Annotated in this window: 16 protein-coding genes, 1 tRNA gene and 1 other RNA gene; 10 read left to right on the top strand and 8 right to left on the bottom strand. The window is 65.9% G+C overall.

The window, feature by feature from the left end; translation table 11 throughout:
* Positions 1 to 193: 193 nt before the first annotated feature.
* Positions 194 to 525: a transfer-messenger RNA gene (gene ssrA, locus BW994_RS08285) on the bottom strand.
* Positions 526 to 530: 5 nt separating this feature from the next.
* Here ssrA and thyX point away from each other — a divergent pair.
* The 4 genes from thyX to BW994_RS08265 all read left to right on the top strand — a co-directional run bounded on the left by thyX (position 531) and on the right by BW994_RS08265 (position 3,816).
* Positions 531 to 1,451, top strand: coding sequence for an FAD-dependent thymidylate synthase (gene thyX, locus BW994_RS08280; RefSeq protein ID WP_029313366.1), 921 nt, complete (start codon positions 531 to 533; stop codon positions 1,449 to 1,451).
* 167 nt (positions 1,452 to 1,618) lie between these two features.
* A complete protein-coding gene (gene hemA, locus BW994_RS08275) occupies positions 1,619 to 2,845 on the top strand; it encodes a 5-aminolevulinate synthase (RefSeq protein ID WP_029313365.1) in 1,227 nt (408 codons plus the stop codon).
* A gap of 47 nt (positions 2,846 to 2,892) precedes the next feature.
* Positions 2,893 to 2,967: transfer RNA gene (locus BW994_RS08270), tRNA-Thr, on the top strand.
* Positions 2,968 to 3,399: 432 nt separating this feature from the next.
* Positions 3,400 to 3,816: a response regulator transcription factor gene (locus tag BW994_RS08265; RefSeq protein ID WP_051657581.1), complete on the top strand. Its 417-nt coding sequence runs from the start codon at positions 3,400 to 3,402 to the stop codon at positions 3,814 to 3,816.
* A 206-nt stretch (positions 3,817 to 4,022) separates the two neighbouring features.
* Here the strand turns inward: BW994_RS08265 and BW994_RS08260 are convergent, their stop codons facing one another.
* Complete coding sequence (locus BW994_RS08260) at positions 4,023 to 4,913, bottom strand: SDR family NAD(P)-dependent oxidoreductase (RefSeq protein WP_029313361.1); 891 nt, start codon at positions 4,911 to 4,913, stop codon at positions 4,023 to 4,025.
* Between the two features lie 273 nt (positions 4,914 to 5,186).
* On the opposite strand from BW994_RS08260, the gene BW994_RS08255 reads away from it, so the two are divergent.
* The 5 genes from BW994_RS08255 to BW994_RS08235 are packed head-to-tail and all read left to right on the top strand — an operon-like array spanning position 5,187 to position 9,215.
* Positions 5,187 to 6,293 carry a glycosyltransferase gene (locus tag BW994_RS08255; RefSeq protein ID WP_051657580.1) on the top strand — a complete coding sequence of 369 codons (1,107 nt, stop codon included), beginning with the start codon at positions 5,187 to 5,189 and terminating at the stop codon, positions 6,291 to 6,293.
* A complete protein-coding gene (locus BW994_RS08250) occupies positions 6,283 to 7,407 on the top strand; it encodes an acyl-CoA dehydrogenase family protein (RefSeq protein WP_029313359.1) in 1,125 nt (374 codons plus the stop codon). The genes BW994_RS08255 and BW994_RS08250 overlap by 11 nt, the downstream gene beginning before the upstream one ends.
* Positions 7,404 to 8,135 carry a PIG-L deacetylase family protein gene (locus BW994_RS08245; RefSeq protein ID WP_029313358.1) on the top strand — a complete coding sequence of 244 codons (732 nt, stop codon included), beginning with the start codon at positions 7,404 to 7,406 and terminating at the stop codon, positions 8,133 to 8,135. The genes BW994_RS08250 and BW994_RS08245 overlap by 4 nt, the downstream gene beginning before the upstream one ends.
* Entirely contained in the window at positions 8,132 to 8,737 is a 606-nt protein-coding gene (locus tag BW994_RS08240) for a class I SAM-dependent DNA methyltransferase (protein ID WP_029313356.1), read from the top strand. The genes BW994_RS08245 and BW994_RS08240 overlap by 4 nt, the downstream gene beginning before the upstream one ends.
* Positions 8,730 to 9,215, top strand: a complete 486-nt coding sequence (locus BW994_RS08235; protein ID WP_029313354.1) for a nucleoside deaminase — start codon at positions 8,730 to 8,732, stop codon at positions 9,213 to 9,215. The genes BW994_RS08240 and BW994_RS08235 overlap by 8 nt, the downstream gene beginning before the upstream one ends.
* A gap of 324 nt (positions 9,216 to 9,539) precedes the next feature.
* Here BW994_RS08235 and BW994_RS08230 read toward each other — a convergent pair whose 3' ends face one another.
* From BW994_RS08230 to BW994_RS08215, 4 genes are all read right to left on the bottom strand, one after another.
* The gene (locus tag BW994_RS08230) at positions 9,540 to 10,202 is read right to left on the bottom strand and encodes a hypothetical protein (RefSeq protein ID WP_139334034.1); all 663 of its coding nucleotides are present in this window, start codon (positions 10,200 to 10,202) and stop codon (positions 9,540 to 9,542) included.
* A 215-nt stretch (positions 10,203 to 10,417) separates the two neighbouring features.
* Positions 10,418 to 12,244, bottom strand: coding sequence for a tetratricopeptide repeat protein (locus tag BW994_RS08225; RefSeq protein WP_076454454.1), 1,827 nt, complete (start codon positions 12,242 to 12,244; stop codon positions 10,418 to 10,420).
* 68 nt (positions 12,245 to 12,312) lie between these two features.
* Positions 12,313 to 13,953 (bottom strand): lytic transglycosylase domain-containing protein, encoded by a 1,641-nt coding sequence (locus BW994_RS20400; RefSeq protein WP_281247768.1) that lies wholly within the window; start codon positions 13,951 to 13,953, stop codon positions 12,313 to 12,315.
* A gap of 332 nt (positions 13,954 to 14,285) precedes the next feature.
* Positions 14,286 to 15,119: a uracil-DNA glycosylase gene (locus tag BW994_RS08215; RefSeq protein ID WP_051657127.1), complete on the bottom strand. Its 834-nt coding sequence runs from the start codon at positions 15,117 to 15,119 to the stop codon at positions 14,286 to 14,288.
* A 158-nt stretch (positions 15,120 to 15,277) separates the two neighbouring features.
* Here BW994_RS08215 and BW994_RS08210 point away from each other — a divergent pair, with 158 nt between their 5' ends.
* Entirely contained in the window at positions 15,278 to 16,912 is a 1,635-nt protein-coding gene (locus tag BW994_RS08210; protein WP_029310598.1) for an electron transfer flavoprotein-ubiquinone oxidoreductase, read from the top strand.
* Positions 16,913 to 16,960: 48 nt separating this feature from the next.
* Here the strand turns inward: BW994_RS08210 and BW994_RS08205 are convergent, their stop codons facing one another.
* Positions 16,961 to 17,611, bottom strand: coding sequence for an isochorismatase family protein (locus BW994_RS08205; RefSeq protein WP_051657128.1), 651 nt, complete (start codon positions 17,609 to 17,611; stop codon positions 16,961 to 16,963).
* Positions 17,612 to 17,717: 106 nt separating this feature from the next.
* Positions 17,718 to 21,389 carry a hydantoinase B/oxoprolinase family protein gene (locus tag BW994_RS08200; RefSeq protein ID WP_029310600.1) on the bottom strand — a complete coding sequence of 1,224 codons (3,672 nt, stop codon included), beginning with the start codon at positions 21,387 to 21,389 and terminating at the stop codon, positions 17,718 to 17,720.
* Positions 21,390 to 21,549: the final 160 nt, after the last annotated feature.

The following is a 21,549-nucleotide window of genomic DNA, read 5'->3' as shown; positions in this document are numbered from 1 at the left end:
AAAATCCGCCATTTATCAGGTGTGGCGCTTACGGGAATTCGGCAGGTCGCAACTGACCTACAAAATTTTCAGCGGTGCCAGCCGCCAAGTTTAGGGAGCCTCTTTATTGCATCAGAATGATGCCGGCCGGTCAAAGACCGGCCTTTTTTTATGCGCGGTTGCGGGCGCGGATTGAGGCTTTGCATGTGGGAACAGTGGGGGGCTTCTGTTGCCCGGTGCCCCCCGAACCGCGCTTATCGCTTATGCAGCGACAGCGAATGCCTCGAAATTATCGTTGGCACTTGTGATATAGCCCGATAACGGCGGTACAATGCCGAGCGAAAGATGGGTCTTTACCGTGCGTGTCGAGCCTGTTTCACCCCCATGATCTGCCTCGGAGGGCGGAGTTTGCCCCAAAGCCAGAATTTGGTGGAGGCGCCGGGTACTGCCCCCGGGTCCACAACACTTATTCCACGCACCGTTTATCGCCATAGCCGGTTGCCCGGCTCGACCTATATAGGCGATATGAGCGCCCTGCGAAAGGGACCCCGATGAACCTCACCGAATTCGACCAGGCCGAGATTGCCGCGGCGCGCGACCAGAACGCGCCGACCAGGCGCGCCACCGTGCCCGCGCTGGAGGCGCTGCTGTTCACGCCCGTGCCGGTGCTCGATCATGGCTTTGTGCGCGTGATCGATTACATGGGCGACGATGCGGCCGTGGTGCAGGCGGCGCGGGTTTCGTATGGGCGGGGCACGCGCAAGGTGAGCGAGGACGAGGGGCTGATCCGCTATTTGATGCGCCATCGGCATTCCACGCCGTTCGAGATGTGCGAGATCAAGTTTCATGTGAAGCTGCCGATTTTCGTGGCGCGGCAGTGGATCCGGCATCGGACCGCGAATGTGAACGAGTATTCCGCCCGGTATTCGGTGATGGACCGGGAGTTCTATATCCCGGCGCCGGAGCATCTGGCGGCGCAATCGGCCAGCAACCGGCAGGGGCGGGGCGATGTGCTCGAGGGCGATGAGGCTGCGGCGGTGCTGGCTTTGCTGCGTGAGGACGCCGACCGTAATTATTCGCATTACGAGTATATGTTGAACGAGGCCGAGGCGGACCCGGACCGGCGGGGGCTCGCGCGCGAGCTGGCACGGATGAATTTGACGCTGAATGCCTATACGCAATGGTATTGGAAGACCGATCTGCATAATCTGTTTCATTTCCTGTCGCTACGGGCGGATTCTCATGCGCAGTATGAAATCCGGGTTTACGCCGATGCGATGCTGGCGATGACGCGGGCGTGGGTGCCGGCGAGTTGCCGCGCGTTCGAGGAGTATCGGCTGGGGGCGGTGAGTTTTTCCGCGACGATGCTGGCGATCCTGCGGCGGATGCTGGCGGGCGAGGCGGTCGATCAGGCGAGTTCGGGGTTGTCGAAGCGCGAATGGGGCGAAATGATGAGCGTCTTGCACCGTTGAGCCGCGCATAGCTCCGATGTGATCGGCACAGCGGTAAAAAACTGTCGGAATGGAATATATCCCCTTGACGGCACCGCCTGACATCCGCGCAATATCGTGTTGCCGTTTCGGCCAATAGGATATCACATCGAACCGCGCCGGCGTTTTGGGGCGGCCAGGAGCAGGACATGAACCGCGACCACAAGTTTATCGCGCAATGTGACAAGGCGCTGGCGGAAATCCGCGCGGCCGGGCGGTATCGGCGGTTCGTCGCGCTGGAAAAACTGGCGGATCGGTTTCCGTATTATCGGGTGACGATGGAGGGCAGGACCGAGGATATTCTGGTCTGGTCCTCGAACGACTATTTGGCGATGGGCACCGACCCCGAGGTGATCGAGGCTTCGATCGAGGCGGCGCGGACCATGGGCGCCGGGGCGGGCGGGACGCGCAATATCGCCGGCTCGTCGCCGATCCATGTGGCGCTGGAGGCCGAACTGGCGGCGCTGCATGGCAAGGACGCGGCGCTGCTGTTCACTTCGGGCTATGTGTCGAACCAGGCGACGCTGGGGTCCGTATTGAACGCGCTGCCCGACTGGCATGTGTTTTCCGACGCGCAGAACCATAATTCGATGATCGTCGGCATCAAGGGCGGCAAGACCTCGACCGTACATGTGTTCAAGCACAATGATCTCGCCGATCTGGAGCGGCTCCTCGCGGCAGCCCCGGTCGATGCGCCGAAGATGGTCGCGTTCGAGAGCGTGTATTCGATGGATGGCGATATCGCGCCGATCGGGGCGATCTGTGATCTGGCCGACAAATATAACGCGATCACGTATTTGGACGAGGTGCATGCGGTTGGGATGTATGGGCCGCATGGCGGCGGCGTCTCCGAGCGGGATGGTGTGGCGCACCGGCTGACCATTATCGAGGGCACGCTGGCGAAGGCCTATGGCTGCCACGGCGGTTATGTGGCGGGGGATTCCAGCGTGATCGACTACATCCGTTCGACCGCGGCGGGGTTTATTTTCACGACCGCCCTGCCGCCGCCGACCGTGGCCGCGGCGCTCGCCTCGATCCGCCGGTTGAAGGTCGATCAGGCGCGGCGTGATACGCTGTTTGAGCGGGCGACGATGCTGAAGGCGAAGTTCGATGCCGCCGGGCTGCCGCGCCTGCATTCGGAGAGCCATATCGTGCCGCTGATGATCGGCAATGCGGCGCGGGCGACCGAGGTTTCGATGCGGCTGATCCGTGAGTTCGGCATGTATGCGACCCCGATCAATTATCCGACCGTGCCGGCCGGCACCGAGCGCCTGCGCTTCACGCCCGGGCCGAAGCATACCGAGGCGATGATGGATGATCTGGTGGGGGCGCTGAAGCAGATCCTGTCCGGCGAAAGCGCGGTTGCGGCGGCCTGAGGCACCGGCTTGCGACGGCGGCCCGGCCTCGCTATAGCGGGCGCGTGGCCGACATAGCTCAGCGGTAGAGCAACTGATTCGTAATCAGTAGGTCCGCGGTTCAATCCCGCGTGTCGGCACCATCATTTTCAATGAGTGACACGGTTTTTAGCCGGTACTGGCGAAATATATTCACCGTCCCGGGCCCGCTGGGGTCTTGCAACGCGGTTGCTCAGCAGTCGGTGATATATGCGATCGTTGGTGCACACCCCGCCGCCGCGCACGCGCCCTACCGCCGTCAACCGGATGGTTTGAAGGGTGTGTCGATCAAAACTGCGGCCGTCCCGTGTCGTGCCGGAATGATATCGCGCCCACAAAGATGCGCCGAGCAAATCGTCGTCTTGCTGACCGACTTGTGATTAATGGGGGCCGCGCAACGATGCTGTTGGGACGATACAGGAAATGGTATCCTGGATCATGGTCGTCACGTAAACAGCCGCTCATGATTTGCCGCTCGATTCGTGGATCCGGCAGTCAGGTACGGATATACTCTCAGATGCACAAGGAGCAGCGCTATGGCTTTAACGACCAAGACGCAGATTCTCATCGTCGAGGATGATCCCGATGTCGGTCGTTTCCTGGTCACCGCCCTGTCCGAGGCTGGACATGACGTGAGTTGGGCCTCCAGCGGTAAGGATGGAATGGCCGATGCCCTCGGCGGCAGCCATGGCCTCATCATCCTGGACCGCCAGCTTGGCGATGACATCGATGGTGTGGACATCCTGAAAGCCGTGCGCGCGACCGGCCGCACCGTTCCAGCCCTGTTTCTGTCGGGGCAGGGCGAACTCTCCGATTGGGTTCAGGGCCTGCAGGCAGGGGGCGACGACTACCTGATCAAGCCGTTCTCCTTCGCCGAGCTGCTGACCCGGATCGATGCGTTGCTCCAACCCCACGCCGAAACCGCCCCGGCCGGTGCATCAAGCGGCATCTGATCCGGGGCGAGCGGCGATACCGGCGCGCTGCCGGGCGGCGGACCGCACCGCGCAGCGCGGCTGCGTCCACCCCTCGGTCGTCATCTTGCTCTCGGTTGATTCAAACGTCATGGCGAATCAGGGCCTGACCGTCGGGGCAAATACAATGTCTGAATGGCGCAGCCAAAAAGGTGGCAGGTCATTTTCAAGCATTCGGCACGTTGTACCTATTGATAATGTGCGCTGTCCCCACCCGTCACGTCGAATGTCGCGCCACTGATCATCCGGGCCGCGTCCGATGCCAGAAACGCGATCACTGGAGCGACATCGTCGGGGTCAATCCACGGAACGCCAAGCGGTGTCTTCGCAATCAACCCATCGCGCGCGCTCGCTTCATCCGCGGCAACATTGCCGCTCGGCACTTTGCCCGCCTCCTGCAATGCCTGGGCATAGCGGCTTTCATGTCGTGTCAGCGGCGTGTCGATCAGCCCCGGGATAACAGCATTGACGGTGACGCCATGGGCGCCGAGTTCGAGAGCGGCGGATTTCATCAACCCGATGATCCCCCACTTCGAAGCGGAGTACGCGGCGCCGAACTTTGTTCCGTGCCGCCCTTGCGTCGAGGAGGACACGATGATCCTTCCACCACCGTGTTGCGCGGCATGGGCGACGATCCCCGGCGCAAAGGCGCGAATTGCATTGGCCGTACCCGTGAGATTGACGTCGATCTGGTCATGCCAGTCAGCGTCCGCCATTTCGAGGAGAGGCTTGAATGCCTGGATGCCGGCATTGGCAAACAGGATATCGATCCCGCCGAACCGTGCGCACGCCTCGTCAGCACATCGGCGTAAAGCGGCGAGGTCGCGCTGATCCGCGGTCAGAGCAAGAAATGCCCGGCCCATTGCGCTGACGGAAGCGCCGGTTTGAGCCAGGTCGTCCGGCGTTGCCACGTTCACCTCGAGTGTCTGACTGACGGGGCCCGCAATATCGATACCCACAATATCCGCGCCAGCGCTGGCCAGCACTATCGCCGCTGCCCGCCCGATCCCACGCGCCGCACCGGTCACGACTGCTGCTCGTCCATCGAGACGCAGGCGATCGGCATAAGAACGGTCCATCTCGGTCACTCCCTCTCTTGTCGCCCGCGTCAGATGGCGACACGGGGCGGCAAGATCAATCGGGCCATCACGACGCAGGGGTTACTGGAGGATGTTGCCCCATGCGTGGGGTGTGACCCGCCATTATCGTGTCTTTCAAAAACGAACACGCCTTAGCCCGGTCGAACCGGATCGGCCGCGATCCGTAACGTCTTCACATCTCGTACTGTTTAAATTCCTGCAAGAAATCCTGGCTTTATTGAAAGCGCACGTAAATTTGACAATTTCGCTTTCATGTCTCCGAACGAACCAACCATCGTCGCCGTCCCTGTCCGTAACGAGGAATTTCACCTCAATTCGTGCCTCGATGCGCTGGTCGCCCAGACAAGTCCCGCCGATAAAATCGTTCTGCTGCTGAACAACTGTACCGATGACAGTCGAGCGATCTGTCAAACAGCAAAACAGTTTCATGCCTCCATCCAGATCGTGGAATGTCAGTTGGACGATCATGAAGCCACCGCCGGCGAGGCGCGTCGCCGCACCATCGATCATGCACTCGGCGTCGCCGCCGACGGGGTCGTTCTGACCACGGATGCCGATTCCGTCGTGCCTGTCACATGGATTGCCGACAACCTCGCCGAGATCGCCAATGGCGTGGATTGTGTTTGCGGCATGGCGGTGATCGACCCTGCGGGCTGCGGCGAAGACCGCAGGCGTCTCGCGTTCGACGCGCTGCGCGAGGCCCTGCTTCTCAACGTACAGGACGAAGTCGCCGCGATGGTCGATCCTGATCCGTTCGATCCATGGCCGCGGCATCAGCAGCATTCCGGTGCGAGCATCGCGGCGCGGGCATCGCTGCTGCGCCGGGCCGGCGGGGTGCCGCGTGTCGTCTCCGGTGAGGACCGCGCGCTGATTGCAAGACTAGCAGGGCTCGACGCCAAGATCCGTCACGCGCCCCACATCCAGGTTCGGGTCTCCGGTCGGCTGCACGGCCGCGCATCCGGTGGCATGGCCGAAACCATGAGGCGCCGCCTGCAATCACAGGATCGGCTGACCGATGACATGCTCGAACCGACGGTCGATGCCTATCGGCGGGTTCTGACCCGCGCGCGCCTGCGCCGTCTCCGGCTTGGCGACATCATCGACGAGCCGATCGACCGCGTCGCGACGGATTTGCTGGTCCTACCGGACATTGTGTCCACCGCACGCCACGCGCCACATTTTGGCACGGCGTGGGATACCATCCAGCGCGCAAGTCCGATGCTGCGACGCCGACGGGTCGCCTTCCTCGACCTCGCGCGCGAAACCCGCCAGGCATTGGCGTTGCGCGACCATCTGCGTGCGGCCAAGGTGCAGTGCCGCGAGCGCCTCGATTGGCAGGATGTGCGCCATGCTCTGTGAACGAACCGCCTTGTGCGAGGCGGTCGGCGCGATGGTGCCGGTGCTGCAGCAGCAGGCCGCGGCCGACGACGCCGCGGGTGACTTCCCCGGCGACAGTTTTCACCGCCTGAGGCAGTTGGGCCTGCTGCGCGCACCGCTGCCCGAAACCCTCGGCGGCCTTGGATTGGGCGATGGTGCCTCCGGTGCGGCGGCGTTGCTGCGATTGTTGGCGTTGCTGGGGGAAGCGAGCCTGCCGGTCGCACGGCTTTACGAGGCTCATGTCAATGCCCTGCAACTCATCTGCCGTTACGGCAACGAATCCCTGATCCGACGGTGCGCGGCCGATGCCGTGGCCGGTGCCTTGTTCGCTTTGTGGGTGACCGACCCGCCGGAAGGCGCACTGACCATGCACGGCGAAGGTGATGGATATGGTCTCGTCGGCGCCAAGGCATTCTGTTCCGGCGCAGGCACCGCGACCCGCGCCCTCGTGACCGCCGCGACGCTGAGCGGCACACAGATGCTCATCATCAGCGTGGACCCAGGCACCAGAGTGTTGCCAAGTCCGATCAAACTCAGCGGCATGCGGGCGGCGACCACGGGCAGCATGGAGCTGACCGGCATCCACGTACCGGCCGACGCCCTGCTGGGCGAGACGGGCGATTACCTGCGCGAGCCGGTTTTCTCCGCCGGCGCCTGGCGCAGTGCCGCGGCGGCGCTTGGTGGTTTGAAGGCGCTGGTCGCGCTTCACCGCGATGAAATCCGCCGCCGTGGCCGGGCGCAGGACCCGCACCAGCAGGCACGCTTCGGGGCGCTGCTCATCGCCTATGAAACCGCCCGGTTGTGGATGGACCAGGCGGCGCTGCGCGGCTGCCTCGAAGATGACAGCGCGGCGGCCATCGTCGCCTACGTCAACCTCGCCCGCCTGGCCGTCGAATCGGCGTGTCTGGACGCGATGCGGCTGTCCCAGCGCAGCCTGGGGCTGGGTGCATTCATCGCGGGCCATCCCGCCGAGCGCATCTGCCGCGACCTCGCCACCTATCTGCGCCAACCCGCCCCGGATGAGACCCTGGTGAAAGCGGCCAGCCATTATTTCCACGCGCCGCTCCCCGGCCCGGCATCGGCAACGGCCGCATGAGGACGGTCGCCGACGTCCTGGCCGGTTTCCGGTCGCTGCCCGTAGCCGATATCCACACCGTGCTCGACGGCGGCAAAGCCCTGATCCTCGCCCCCCATCCCGATGACGAGAGCCTCGGCTGCGGCGGTTTCATCGCCTCCGCCTGCATAGCCGGCCACGCCCCGATCGTCGTGATCCTGACCGACGGCGCCGCCTCGCATCCCGGCTCACGTCAGTGTCCACCGGCCCGCCTGCGCGCGGTCCGCGAAGCGGAAGCGCGCGATGCGGTAGCGCGGCTGGGTCTGCCGCCGGACAATCTGATCTTTCTCCGCCATGCCGATACTGGGCTGCCGGCCTCCGGGCCCGATTTCGAAACTGCCTGCAACAACATCGCGATGATCGCGCACACGACCGGCTGCGCGCTCCTGGTGGCCCCCTGGCACGGCGATCCGCATTGCGATCACCAGGCCGCGGCCCTGATGGCGGCGGCGGTCGCCGCGCGCGGCCGGCTGCGCCTGCTCTCCTACCCGGTGTGGGGCTGGCTGCGCGACGGTGATGATCGGGTCGGCGAAGCCCGGCACGGCGGCTATCGGCTCGACATCACGGACCACCTGAGCGCGAAGCAGCACGCCATCGCGGCCCATGTGTCGCAATATGGCGGATTGATCACCGACTCGCCCGCCGGCTTTCAACTTCCGCCAGCGCTTCTGGCGGTGTTCGAGGCCCCGTTCGAAGTGTTCATCGAATGACCGCACCACCCTGGCGATCGCGCGATGCCGCCTATTTCGCTGCACTATACGACGCCAACCCCGATCCGTGGAATTTCGCTGGCAGCGCGTATGAACATCGGAAATATCAGGCGACGATGGCCGCGCTCGAATTCCGCCGGTTCGACCGCGCGTTTGAAATCGGTTGCTCGATCGGCGTCCTCACCCGCCAGCTCGCACCCCACTGCGCCAGCCTGCTCGCCGTCGATATCGTCGAGGCGGCGCTGGCGCACGCCCGCGCCCGCTGCGCTGCGCTGCCGCACGTCCGTTTCGCCGCCCTGCGCGTGCCAGACGCGTGGCCGGCGGGGGACATGTTCGATCTGATCCTGCTGTCCGAAGTGCTCTATTTTCTGACGCCTGATGACATCACGCGCGTGGCCGCCCACGTGAGCAGCACGCTCGCGCCGGGCGGCATCGTGCTCCTGGTCAACTACACCGAACAGATCGACGAGCCGTGCAGCGGCGATCAGGCGGCGGCGCATTTCATCGAGGCCGCAGCGCCGCGGCTCCGTGTCGATTTGCAGCAACGCCATCAGAGTTTCCGAATCGACCGATTACACAGGGATGGGAGCGCGCATGACTGACAAGGATTACATGAGGCTGGCAATCGAAATGGCCAGGCAAGGCGACCGCGCCAGCAAATGCAGCCCGATCGGTTGCGTGCTGGTGCTCGACGGCGCGGTGATCGCGCAGGCGCATAACGAGGTCGAGCACCGCTGCGACCCGACCGCCCATGCCGAAATTCTCGCGATGCGCCAAGCCGGCGCGCATCTGCACCGGTCACGCTTTCCAGGGGCGGTGTTGTATTCGACGCTGCAACCCTGCGGCATGTGCAGCATGGCGAGCATCTGGGCCGGCATATCGCGCATCGTTTATGGGGCGGAGCGCCATCAGGTGCATCAGATGTATTTCGAGGATCGTGATCTCGACACGGTCGATTTCCTGCGTGATGCGTATAAGGACGACGTGCAGATCGAAGCGGGTCTGCTCGGTGAGGAATGCGCCGCTCTTTATTACGGACCGCAGGACGATCCGCCCGCAGACGAACAAGCCAATCTATGATCAGGCCCCCCGCGATCAAATCCCGCAGGCGCCGGCCCAGCGTGTCCATCGAAAATGGTTTCGTGACGTGCTGGATATGGCGGCGCCTTGAGTCTGATTGCGCGGCGGTTGATTGGGGATTGGATGGCTGAGCGGGGGAGGAAGGCTTCTTTTTTGTAAAAAAGAAGCAAAAAACTTTCCGACCCTGGGGCACGGGCGTTTCCACCGGCACGAACCCAAATTAACAAAGTTTTTTTTGCTTCTTTTTTGTTCACAAAAAAGAAGTGCTTCCCTTGTCTTTTTGTGTTGTTTGTTACGTTATCGTAACAAAATAGACGTGCGAAATCATGGCCCCTTCCGCCAGAGTTTTTTGACGTTGAAGGAGGGGATGAACGGCTGGTGCCAGGGCGGCACGGGCGGTGGCGGCGGGCCGAGGATTTCGTGGAGTTGTTCGGGCGTGAAGTCGATGCTGCCGTCGGGGTTGATTTTGTATTGGTCCATGAAGCTGGGCTGGCGCTTTGGTTTGCGGATGCGCTTGGGCCGGGGCTTGGTCGATTTGGGGCGCTTGATGCTGGCTGGGTAGCGCAGGCCGAGCATGGTGTGGAGCGGGCGGAGGATGCGGCCGAGGCTGGGGTGGGTGGCGAGGAGGGCCTGGACGATGGGATCTTCCATGAAGTGCTGGAGTTCGAGGCGGGCGTTGGCACCGGCGACGATGGGGGCGGCGGGGCCGTTGGGCAGCAGGCGGATGAGCCAGGCGAAGCCGCGCGGCAGGGTGAGAGCTGGTTTGGGTTTGGGTTCGGTGGGTTTGCGCTCGACCGTTCTGGGAGCGCGGGGGGTTCGCGGCGGATGGGCGGCGATTTTGGCGAAGCGGGCGATCTGGCGGCTGAGGTAGTTCCAGATCAGGACGAGGAGCGGGCCGTGGATTTTGAGGCGGTAGCCGTTGTCGGCCACGGAGCGTTGCAGGGCGCGGAAGATCATCGCGAAGCGCTCGGACGGGTCGGCGGGCATGAAAGGCGCGTTCGAGATCATGACCGCACATAAACCATGGCGGGTGGGGGGTGAGAAAGAGGTTTGTTAGCGTGTTTGTTAGAATTTTTAGGTTGTGGGGTGTGGCGGGGCTGGATTGCCGCGCTGCGCTCGCAATGACGTTGTGGGGTTGGGGGCTTGGGTGATGGGTATCGGGGGATACAAATCCTATGGGTTTGCGGTCGCGATGACGGGGTTCAGCGCTGCCTGGTCGCATCGGGCGGATTGGGACTGACCTGCGGCAGCGTTGGTATGGTGTTGATGCCTCCGGGGGGCATCGCGCTGCATGATCGGACCGATTGGAGTGTGGCGAGCACGGACTGGATCGGGTCGGACCAGTCGCCCAGCCGGGTCTGGCGGTGAAGGTGGAGGTGGTCGTACCAGGGTGTGGTGGTGCGCCCGAGCAGCCAGCGCCAGTCGCATGAGGCCGAGAGCAGGACGTGGCAGGGTTTGCCCATGGCGCCGGCGAGGTGGGCGATCGAGGTATCGACGGTGACGACGGCGTCGAGATTGGCGAGGATGCCGGCGGTGCTGGCGAAATCGGTGATCTGCGGTGCGAGGCTCGGGATATCGTATTCGGCGTGGCGGGCGCCGAGTTGCAGCGCGATGAAGCGGGTATTGGGCAAAGCGAGCAACGGCGTGAGCGCGCCTTGCGGCAGGGAGCGCCGCTGGTCGTTGTTGTGGCCGGGGTTGCCGGCCCAGACGAGGCCGATCAGGCGTTGGCCGATCAGGCGTTGGCCGGGTTGGCGATGTTCGGGTTGGCGGGTCAGGATGGCGCGCCAATGCTCGATGTTCCAGTGGTCGGCATTGGCGGTGGTTGGTGCCAGATAGCCCTCGGCGGCGGGGATGGTGGTGGGGGTGAGTGCCAGGACGTGAGGCAGGCTCATCTGGTCGATCGCGCAATCGACATCGGGCGGGGCGGGGTCCTCGAGCGTGCACAGGCCGATGCCCATGCCGGCGAACAGCGTGTGCAGGGTTTTGTGGCACGCGAGGGTGAGATGACGCGCCTGACTTGCGAGTGCCGGCAGGAAGCGGGCGAACATGATGGTATCGCCCAGCCCCTGTTCGGCGCGCACCAGCAAATGGCGGCCGGCGAGCGGTTCGCCCTGCCACGTCGGTGCCGGCAGGCGATCGAAATGGCGGCCGTAGACGGGATGGCGCTTCCGCCATTCATAGGCGGCGAAGCCTGCGGCGAAATCGCCGCCGAGCAGGGCGGCGACGCCGCGATTCCAGTGAGCGACCGCGAAATCGGGGTCGAGTGCGATGGCATGGTCGCACGCGGTGATCGCGGCTGCGGTGTCGGCCTGGATGGTCAGGGCGACGCCGAGGCTCGCCCAGGCTTCCTTCAGGCCGGGGTTGATCGCGAGGGCGGCGCGGAGATCGGCCACGCCGCCTGCGATGTCGTTGCAATTGATGCGGGCGTTGCCGCGATTGAGGTAGGCGCCGGCATGGGCGGTATCGGCTGCCAGCACCTGATTGAATTGATGGATCGCGCCGAGCGGGTCGCCTTGCGCCGAGCGGGCGGAACCCAGGGTGAAGCGGGCGTGGATGCAGTTTGGATCGAGCGAGAGCGCGAGTGCCGCCGCCTGTTCGGCGCTGGCATGCTGCCCGGCCGCGAGGCAGGCGGCGGCGAGGCCGGCCCGGGCGGCGGCGAGTTCGGGGCGGAGCGCGACGGCGCGTTGATAATGCGCGATCGCGCCCGGTTGATCGCCACGGTCGATCAGGATGGCACCGGCGACCAGCCATGCTTCGGCAAGGTCCGGCGTGGCGCGGCAGGCGGCCTGGGCATCCGCCGCCGCGTGATCGAGGTTGCCGAGCGACCAGGCGGCGAGGGCGCGGTTGGTCAGCGCGGGCGGAAAGCCGGGCAGCTGGACCAGAACCTCGGAGAACGCCTGCACGGCGTAGGTCAGTTCGCCTGCATGATAGGCGCGCAAACCGTCCTGGAAGATCTGTTCGACTGAGACCTGGGCGAGGATGCGGGGATCGAGCGTGTGGTTCATCGCCTCATGATAGCGGCGAAACATTAAGATCGGGTTGCCGGGCGGCTTTGAGGGTGGGCGGCTTTGAGGTTGGGCGGGTTTGAGGCTGGGCGTCAGTCGCCGGCGTCGGCCAGGGCGGTGCCGTAGGGGGAGAGGCGGGGGAATTTGCCTTCGGCCATCGCGTCCAGGCTTTCCGGCGTGGTGCCGAGTTGTTCGGCGTAGAGCCAGCTGTCGGCGAGGACCTGGCGGACGAAGCGGCGGGTCTGGGCGAGCGGGATCGATTCGAGGAAGATCAGCGGATCGCCGCCGTCGTGGATCGAGTGGGCCCAGGCGGCGGCGGCGACCGGACCGGCGTTGTAGCTGGCCAGAATGTCGAGCAGGTTGCGCTGCACGCCGGGTTGCTTGCCGAGGTAGCGCAGATAGCTCTGCCCCAGCGCGAGGTTGACGGCGGGCGCGCTCATGTTGCCGCCGATGCCGCCGATCCGGGCCATGGCGGCCGCGGTTTGCGGCATCAGCTGCATCAGGCCGCGGGCACCGACCGGGGAGACGGCGTTGACGTTGAAGCCCGATTCGGTGCGGGCGAGGGCGTAGATCAATGAGGGATCGACATTGAAGCCGCCGGCCGGGTGCAGTGCGGGCAAGGGCAGGCTGGTGCCGGCGATGGCGTTGCCGGGCAGCCTCTGGTCGAGCGCCACCGCGACATCGACCAAGCCGGCGCGGGCGGCGACGCGCATGACGGCGCGGCCGAAACCGGCCTCGCGGCGGATATCCGGCCAGAGGGCGCGGAGCGCGCGCGCGGCATCGGCCGGGCGGCCGACCTCGATCAGGGCGAAGGCCAGCGCGCCGTTCTTGTGGGCGGCGACCGCTTCGATATCGGCTTCGGAAAGGCTGGCGGACAGGCCGGTGCCATCGAGCCCGTGGCCGAGCAAGCGTCCGGCCAGCATGCCGTAGAAACTGTCGGGTGCCGCGGCCGCCTGATCGAGCCAGTGGAGATAGGCATCCGGATGGCGCAGGCGGAGCGCGGCGCGGGCTGCCCAGAAGGCGCCCGCCGCCCGCTCACCGGGGCTGGTGTGGGTCGCGCTGGCGGCGGCGGTGAAATAGGGCAGGGCTTCGGCAATTTTGTGCAACTGCCAGGCGGCGAGGCCGGCGATGAAATCGGGGCGCCAGACGGCATCGCCACCTTCATGGGCGGCCTGGCTCGCCACCGTGAACGCTTCGGCGTAGCGCGCGTTGATGAACAGATTGCGCGCGACATCGCCGCGCAGCGCGGCACCGGCGGCGGTGGAGATGTGATTGTCACGGCCGATCAGATCGATCGCGAGGCTGGTGTGGCCGGCGCGCGTCAGGTTTGCCACGCGATCGGCCAGGTAGCGCGGCACCGGCACACCGGGTGGCGGGGGCGGTGCCGCACCGCTGGCCGCCATGATCGGTTCGGGCAGGTAGGTGACGGCGGCGGTGGGGGCCGATGCGCCGCGCGGCAGGCGCTGGAGGAGCAGGGCACGGATGCGCAGCGTGTGGGGTTGGCCGTTGTAGGCGGCGAGCCAGGCCTGGAGTTCGGCCGGCGTCGCGTGGTGATAGGGGCCGAGGTAGCGCTGGGCGAGGACCTGGCCTTTGAGCAGCGGGTTGTCGACGCGGTCGAGCAGGCGCTGCGCCGCTGCCATTTTGCCCTGATGCTGATCGGCGAAGATGCGCTGGTAGGTAGCGGCGTCGCTGGGGGTGAGCGGCTGCGCGAGCATGGTTTCGGCGCCGTTCAACGGCGTCGAGCGCGGTATGGCATAGGCAACGCTTTCGGATCCGGATGATCCGAGTGGTTCTGTTGCCGGCTGGCTGACGCCAGCGTGTTTCGCGGTTGTAGACCCCCTTTGCCCGGCCGGTGCCGCACTGGCAGGTGCGACGGTGGCGAGCAGTGCCGCGGAGACGATACACGCCCGGGCGACACTTAGGCGGGAGAGCTTTTTAACGGCCCCTCGCATGAGCCAAGGGGCTACACGGCTTATCTGGCCCGCGGCAACCCCTTAAATTGAGACCACTTCTAATTTTTAACACAAAATACGCGATTAGAGGGGGTTACGTTACGACTCTGATATCAACTTTCCGTGATCGATTGCTGTTTTTGCGGAGCAGCATTGAGTAAAACGCTGTCTTCGACACAGTCCTGCCGCAATGTCAGCAGGTCGGTCCAGGCGAGGCGTTTCGCCGAAGGCTGGCGCAGCAGAAACGCCGGATGATAGGTCGGCAGGGCGCGGACCGGCTGATCGAGCCCGGGAATCGTGACCGATTTCCAGCTGCCGCGCACCCGGCTGATGCCCTCCTTGCCGCCGATCAGCGCGCGTACCGCGACCGCGCCGAGCAGCAGCAGGCGCTGCGGCCGGATCAGGGCGATGTGCTGGTGCAGAAAGGGCAGGCATTGCGCGATTTCGGCCTCCGACGGGTTTCGGTTGCCGGGCGGCCGCCAGGGCACCACGTTGACGATGCGCACCTGGGTGCGGTCGAGCCCGATGCTGGCCAACATGCGGTCGAGCAGCTGGCCGGCCGGGCCGACGAAGGGGCGGCCGGCGCGATCTTCCTCGCCGCCCGGCGCTTCACCGATCAGCATGATGCGGGCGGTCTCGCTGCCATCGGCGAAGACGAGCTGGGTGGCGGTGCGCTTGAGCGCGCAATCGTCGAACGCTTCCAGCGCGGCGCGCAGCCCGGCGAGGGACATGGCTGGGGCCGGCGCGGCGGTGGTTGGGGCGGCGGCCGGGCGCGGTGGGGAATGTGTGGTGGGGCGAAGCGGGATCGGGCGGGTCGGTTCGGCGCGCGGGGGCGGCTGCGTGTGATCCTGCGGCGCATCGGCCAGACCATCGACCGCGCCCCATTCGGCCTGGAGCGCGAGCCAGGCCAGCGCGAGATCGGGCGGTACGGGATCGGGCGATTGCATGGGACGATGTGACGCAGGAAGCCGGTGCAGCGCAATGGCGATGTTTGGGGGGTGATGTTGGGGGGTGATGTTGGGGCGATGGCGCGCGGGGCTTTACCAAACGATCAACCCGCATGATATGACCATATCGTTTACGTCAATCTGTCCGGGAGGCACCGATGTCCGAGCACGATCAAGCGCGTGAAGCCATGGAGTTCGATGTCGTCGTGATCGGCGCCGGACCGGCCGGGCTGGCCGCGGCGATCCGGCTCAAACAGCTGAACCCGGAGATCACGGTCTGCGTCGTTGAAAAGGGCGGCGAGGTCGGGGCGCATATTCTTTCGGGCTGCGTGCTGGAGCCGCGCGCGATGGCGGAATTGCTGCCCGAGGCGGATATCGGCGCGATCGATGGCTCGGTGCCGGCCGGCGAGGATCGGTTCATGTTCCTCACCGAGACCGCCAGCTACAAACTGCCGACGCCGCCGCAGATGAACAACCACGGCAATTACGTGGTCAGCCTGGGCAACGTGGTGCGGTTTCTCGGTGCGCAGGCCGAGGCGCTGGGGGTGGAGATCTATCCCGGTTTCGCGGCCGCCGAAGTGCTGATCGAGGCGGGCAGGGTGGTCGGTGTCGCGACCGGCGACATGGGGATCGGCAAGGACGGCGCGCATACCGAGTTGTATCAGCGCGGCATGGAACTGCGCGCGACCTACACCGTGTTCGCCGAGGGATGCCGCGGCAGCCTGGGCAAGCAACTCATGGTGCAATACGGGTTGAACGCCGGCGTCGATCCGCAGACCTATGGCATCGGCATCAAGGAACTGTGGGAAGTGCCCGCCGCCAGCCACAAGCCGGGCCTGGTGATGCACAGCATCGGCTGGCCGCTTGATACCAAAACCTATGGTGGGTCGTTTTTGTATCATCTCGGCGGCAATCTGATGGCGTATGGCTTCGTCGTCGGGCTCGATTACGAGAACCCGTTCTTTTCGCCGTTCGAGGAGATGCAGCGGTTCAAGAGCCATCCGGCGATCAAGCCGTATTTCGAGGGCGCCAAACGGATTTCCTACGGCGCGCGGGCGTTGAACGAGGGCGGGTTCCAGTCGATCCCGAAGCTGGTGTTTCCCGGTGGCGTGCTGGTCGGCTGCGAGGCCGGGTTTCTGAACGTGCCGAAGATCAAGGGTACGCACACTGCCATGAAATCGGGGATGCTGGCGGCCGAGGCGATCGGCGAGGCGCTTGCGGGCGACCGGCCGGCGACGCTCGATGCGTTTCCCGCGAAAATCCGCGATTCCTGGCTGTGGCCGGAACTCGAAGCGGTGCGCAACATCCGCCCTGGATTCGCCCGGTTCGGTCTGTTCGGCGGCTTGCTCAACGCCGCGTTCGAAACCTATGTCAGTCGGGGAAAATCGCCCTGGACGCTGCGCAACCACGCCGATCATACGACCCTGCAACCCGCGGCCCAGGCGACGCCCATTGCGTACCCGAAACCGGATGGCAGGCTCACGTTCGATCGGCTGTCATCGGTGTTTCTCTCGAACACCAACCACGCGGAAAACCAGCCCGCCCACCTGACGCTGCGCGACCCTGCGGTTGCCATCACGGTGAACTGGGACAAATTCCGCAGCCCGGAAACCCGCTACTGCCCTGCCGGGGTCTATGAGATCATCGGGGCGGAAACCAGCGCGCCAATACTCCAGATCAACGCGCAGAACTGCGTGCATTGCAAAACCTGCGACATCAAGGACCCGACCCAGAACATCAACTGGGTGGTGCCCGAAGGCGCCGGCGGCCCGGCCTATCCGGGGGGCATGTAGTCGGAGGGGGTGGAGCCCCTGGCCTGGCTTTCACACCCCCCCCTCCGACTACGAGCCGAACCGGATCAGACCGAGGCTGGTGAGGATGGTGTGTTGGCTGGTGGCGGGGGCGTTCAGGAGGTCCCAGGCGACGTATTGTTCGGCGTAGGGGTGCGTTGAGGACATGCCGTTGTAAGGCAGGATGACGGTGTAGCCGCGGTAGGCGGCTTCGCTGGCGGTTGCGAGCACCGCACCCTCGGCGGCGGTGCCGGTGATGATGACGGTTTTGATGCCGTCCTGGCGGAGGAGTTGCGCGAGGTTGGTGTGGAGGAACTTGTCGGGGCCGGACTGGACGCTGGCTTCGCCGGGGCGGGGCGTGAGGGCAGGGTTGATATCGGCCTTGGTGCCGCTGAGCACGTAGGAATAGATGATGGTGGCGTGATGGGCGCGGGCGGTGGCGAGCAGGGTGCGGATGGCGGGGATGGTGGCGACGCATTGCGGCCGATTGGTGTTGCTGCAGGTCTGGGTGACGAAATCGAGCAGCAGGAGGGCGGTGGTTTTCGGATCGAGCGTGACCTTGTGCACAATCGGGGCGGGTGGTGCGGTGATGCCGGCCCAGTGGCGGATCAGATCGTTCGCCTGGGCGGCGGGTGCGGCGCCGGCGAGGAGGGCGGCGCTCAGCAGGTATTGCGTGATCTGGCGGCGGGGTCTGGTTGCCATGGGGGTCCTTGGTTTTCGCGGGATGGTTGGCATGGGTTCGGTGGCGCGGCCGAGCGTAGCGCGCGGTGCAGTGATTGGCGATGCGGCGTTGGCTGATGCACGGGGTTCAGAGCGGCGGCGGGCCGAAACCGCCGCCGCCGGGGGTTTCGATCACGATGGCGTCGCCGGTTTGCAGTTCGGCCTGATCGCGGCCGCCGAGCGCCTCGGTGCTGCCATCGGCGCGTTCGATCCATTGGGTGCCGGCGGCGCCGGGCAGGCCGCCCGCCATGCCGAACGGCGGGATGGTGCGGCGCGAGGCGAGGATGGTGACGGTCATGGGTTCGAGGAAGCGCAGGCGGCGGATGGCGCCATCGCCGCCACGGTGCTGCCCGGCGCCGCCTGAGCCGCGCCGGATCGCGAACTCTTCGACGCGGACCGGGTAGCGCAGTTCGAGCACTTCGGGGTCGGTCATGCGGGTGTTGGTCATGTGGGTGTGGACGGCCGAGCAGCCGTCAAAGCCGGGTCCGGCGCCGGCGCCGCCGCAGATGGTTTCGTAATATTGGTAGCGTTGGTTGCCGAACAGCAGGTTGTTCATGGTCGCCTGGGCCGAGGCGCAGACGCCGAGCGCGCCGAGCAGGGCGGCGGTGACGGCCTGGCTGACTTCGGTATTGCCGGCGACCACCGCGGCGCCGGGTTGCGGGTTGAGGAAGCTGCCGGGCGGGTTGATGATGGTGAGCGGGCGGAGGCAGCCTTCGTTGAGCGGGATATCATCATCGACCAGGCAGCGGAACACATAGAGCACGGCGGCGCGGGTGACGGCGGGTGGGGCGTTGAAATTACCGGCGTGCTGCGCGCCGGTGCCGGTGAAGTCGATGGTGGCGGCGCGGTGGGCGTGATCGATCGTGATGCGCACCGTGAGGGGCGTGCCATCGTCCATCCGGTAAGCGAACGCACCATCGTGCAGGCGTTCGATGGCGGTGCGGACGCTGGCTTCGCCGTTGTCCATGACGTGGCGGGTGTAGGCCTGCACCGTGGGCCAGCCGTATTGCGCCACCATCGCCTCGAACGCGGCGATGCCGGCGGCGTTGGCGGCGAGCTGGGCCTTGAGGTCGGCGACCGATTCATCGGGGTTGCGGGCCGGGTAGCGCGCGCTGGCGAGCGCATCGCGCAGGGTGGTTTCCTGAAACACGCCCTGGGCGACCACCAGCATATCGTCGATGATCACGCCTTCCTGTTCCAGCGTGGTCGCGAAGGGCGGCATCGAGCCGGGGGTCTGGCCGCCGATATCGGCATGGTGGCCGCGCGAGGCGACGAAGCCGCGCAGGGTGGTGCCGGCATCATCGAACATCGGGGTGATGACGGTGATGTCGGGCAGGTGGGTGCCGCCGTTGAACGGGTTGTTCAGCGCGACGGCATCGCCGGGGCGCAGCGTGGCACCGCGCCGGCGCAGCACGACGCGCACGCTCTCGCTCATCGCGCCGAGATGCACCGGCACATGCGGGGCATTGGCGATCAGCGCGCCATCCGCGTCGAACAGGGCGCAGGAAAAATCGAGCCGTTCCTTGATGTTGACGCTGCTCGCGGTGTTGCGCAGCACGGCACCGCTTTGCTCGGCGATCGCCATGAACAGGTTGTTGAACAATTCGAGTTGGACCGGATCGGGGGGTGAAGCGGCGTCGGGCCTGGCATCGGCCATGATGGTGCGGGCGGGTTGCGCCTGCCGGGTCATGATCAGGTGGTTGCGGTCGGTGATGGCGGCGCGCCAGCCCGGCTCGACGATGGTGGTGGCGTTGGCTTCGCGCAGCATCGCCGGGCCTTCGATGACATCGCCGGCGAGCAGGCTGTCGCGGTCGAACACGGCGGCGTCGTGCCAGGTGTTGCGGCTGAACATGCGGATGGTCTCGCACATGATGGGCGCGCCGGTGGTGCGGGGCGGCAGGGCGGGTTCGATGATGGTTTCGCCGGGTGCGATGGCTTCGATCGCGATGGCGCCGACGATCAGGGCGCGGCCGGGCGCGATGAAGCCGAACAGGCGGCGGTGGGCGGCCTCGAAATCGGTGCGCATGGTTGCGGGGTTGGTCAGATCGATGATCAGCGGCGTGTCGGTGCCGGCGTAGCGCAGATGGGCGCGGTGGTTGATGTGGAGTGCCGCCGGTTCGGCGCCCTGGGCGATCAGGGCTTGGCGGGCGGCATCGGCGAGGTCGGCCGCGGTGGCGTGCAGGCCCGGCATGGCGGCATCGGTGAGCGGGGTTTCGACCGCCTGTTCGCGCAGCACGATCTGGTCGGCCAGGCCCATGCCGTAGGCCGACAGCACGCCGGCCAGCGGATGGATGAAAATCGTGCTCATGCCGAGATCTTCGGCGACCAGGCAGGCGTGCTGGCCGCCGGCGCCGCCGAAACAGGCGAGCGCGAAGCCGGCGGGGTCGCGGCCTTTCTGGATCGAGATTTGCTTGATCGCCTGGGCCATGCTGGTGACGGCGATGGTGATGAAGCCGGCGGCGAGTTGTTCGATCGAATGGGTCGCCCCGGTGGCCGCGTTGATGCGCTGGGCGAGGTGGGTGAATGCGCGCTGCACCACATCGGCATCGAGCGGCTGATTCTGCGCGGGGCCGAAGATCGGCGGGAAATGCTGCGGCGCCAGTTTGCCGAGGCAGAGATTGGCATCGGTCACGGTCAGCGGGCCGCCGCGGCGGTAGCAGGCCGGGCCGGGGTTGGCGCCGGCACTGTCCGGGCCGACGCGCAGGCGCGCGCCATCGAAGCCGAGCACCGAACCGCCGCCGGCGGCGACGGTGTTGATCGCGAGCATCGGCACCAGCAGGCGGACGCCGGCGATTTCGGTCTCGAAACTGCGTTCGAAGCCGCGATCGTAGATCGACACGTCGGTTGAGGTGCCGCCCATGTCGAACCCGATGATCCGCTCGAGGCCGGCCATGCCGGCGGTGCGCGCGGCGCCGACGATGCCGCCGGCCGGGCCGGACAGGATGGCGTCCTTGCCGCTGAAGTGATGCGCCTCGGCGAGGCCGCCGTGGGATTGCATGAAATAGAGTTTCGAGCCGGGCAGGCCGGTCGCGATCCGATCGACATAGCGGCGCAGGATGGGGGTGAGATAGGCATCCGCCACCGTGGTATCGCCGCGCGGCACCAGGCGGAGCAGCGGGCTGACAACGTGGCTGGCCGAGACCTGGGTGAAGCCGGCGGCGGTGGCGAGGCCTGCGAGCGTTTGCTCGTGCGCCGGATAGCGCCAGGCGTGCATCCGCGCGATGGCGACGCTTGCGATCCCATCGGCGCGCGCCTGGGCCAGGGCGGCGCGCGCGGCGGCTTGATCGAGCGGTTCGATGATGGTGCCATCGGCGGCGATGCGCCCGCCGAGTTCGACCACGCGCTCATAGATCATGCCGGGGAGGCGGATGTCGAAGGTGAACAGGCGCGGGCGGGCCTGCGAGCCGATGCGCAACAGATCGGCCATGCCGCGATCGATCAGCAGCAGCACGCGCGCGCCCTTGCGTTCGAGCAGGGCGTTGGTGGCGACGGTGGTGCCCATTTTGACGGCGGCGATCGCGGCCGGCGGCAGCGGTTCGGTCGCGGTGAGGCCGAGCAGCGCGCGGATGCCGGCGAGGGCGGCATCGTCGTATTGATCGGGGTTTTCGGACAGGAGTTTGCTGGTGTGGCGGGTACCGTCCGGTGCGGTTGCGACGATGTCGGTGAAGGTGCCGCCGCGATCGATCCAGAAGCGCCAGCCGGCGTCGGGCGCGGGTGAGGGGGGTGGGGTGGACTGCGCGGGGCGGGAGGCGTTTGGCATCGTGTATCGCTTTGAATTCAACGATGATGGCGCGCACATGGTGGCCGATTCGTCAATCGTGCGGCGCGGCGACGTCGGTGAAGGTTTGTATAGGGGGAAGCTCGGTTGGGACTGACGGGCGGTGCAGCCGGCCGACGTATTGCGCCAGCGCGCCTTGCCA

The sequence above is a fragment of the Acidiphilium rubrum genome (assembly GCF_900156265.1).
Lineage (GTDB): Bacteria > Pseudomonadota > Alphaproteobacteria > Acetobacterales > Acetobacteraceae > Acidiphilium > Acidiphilium rubrum.
This window is presented reverse-complemented; position numbering and strand designations above follow the sequence as displayed.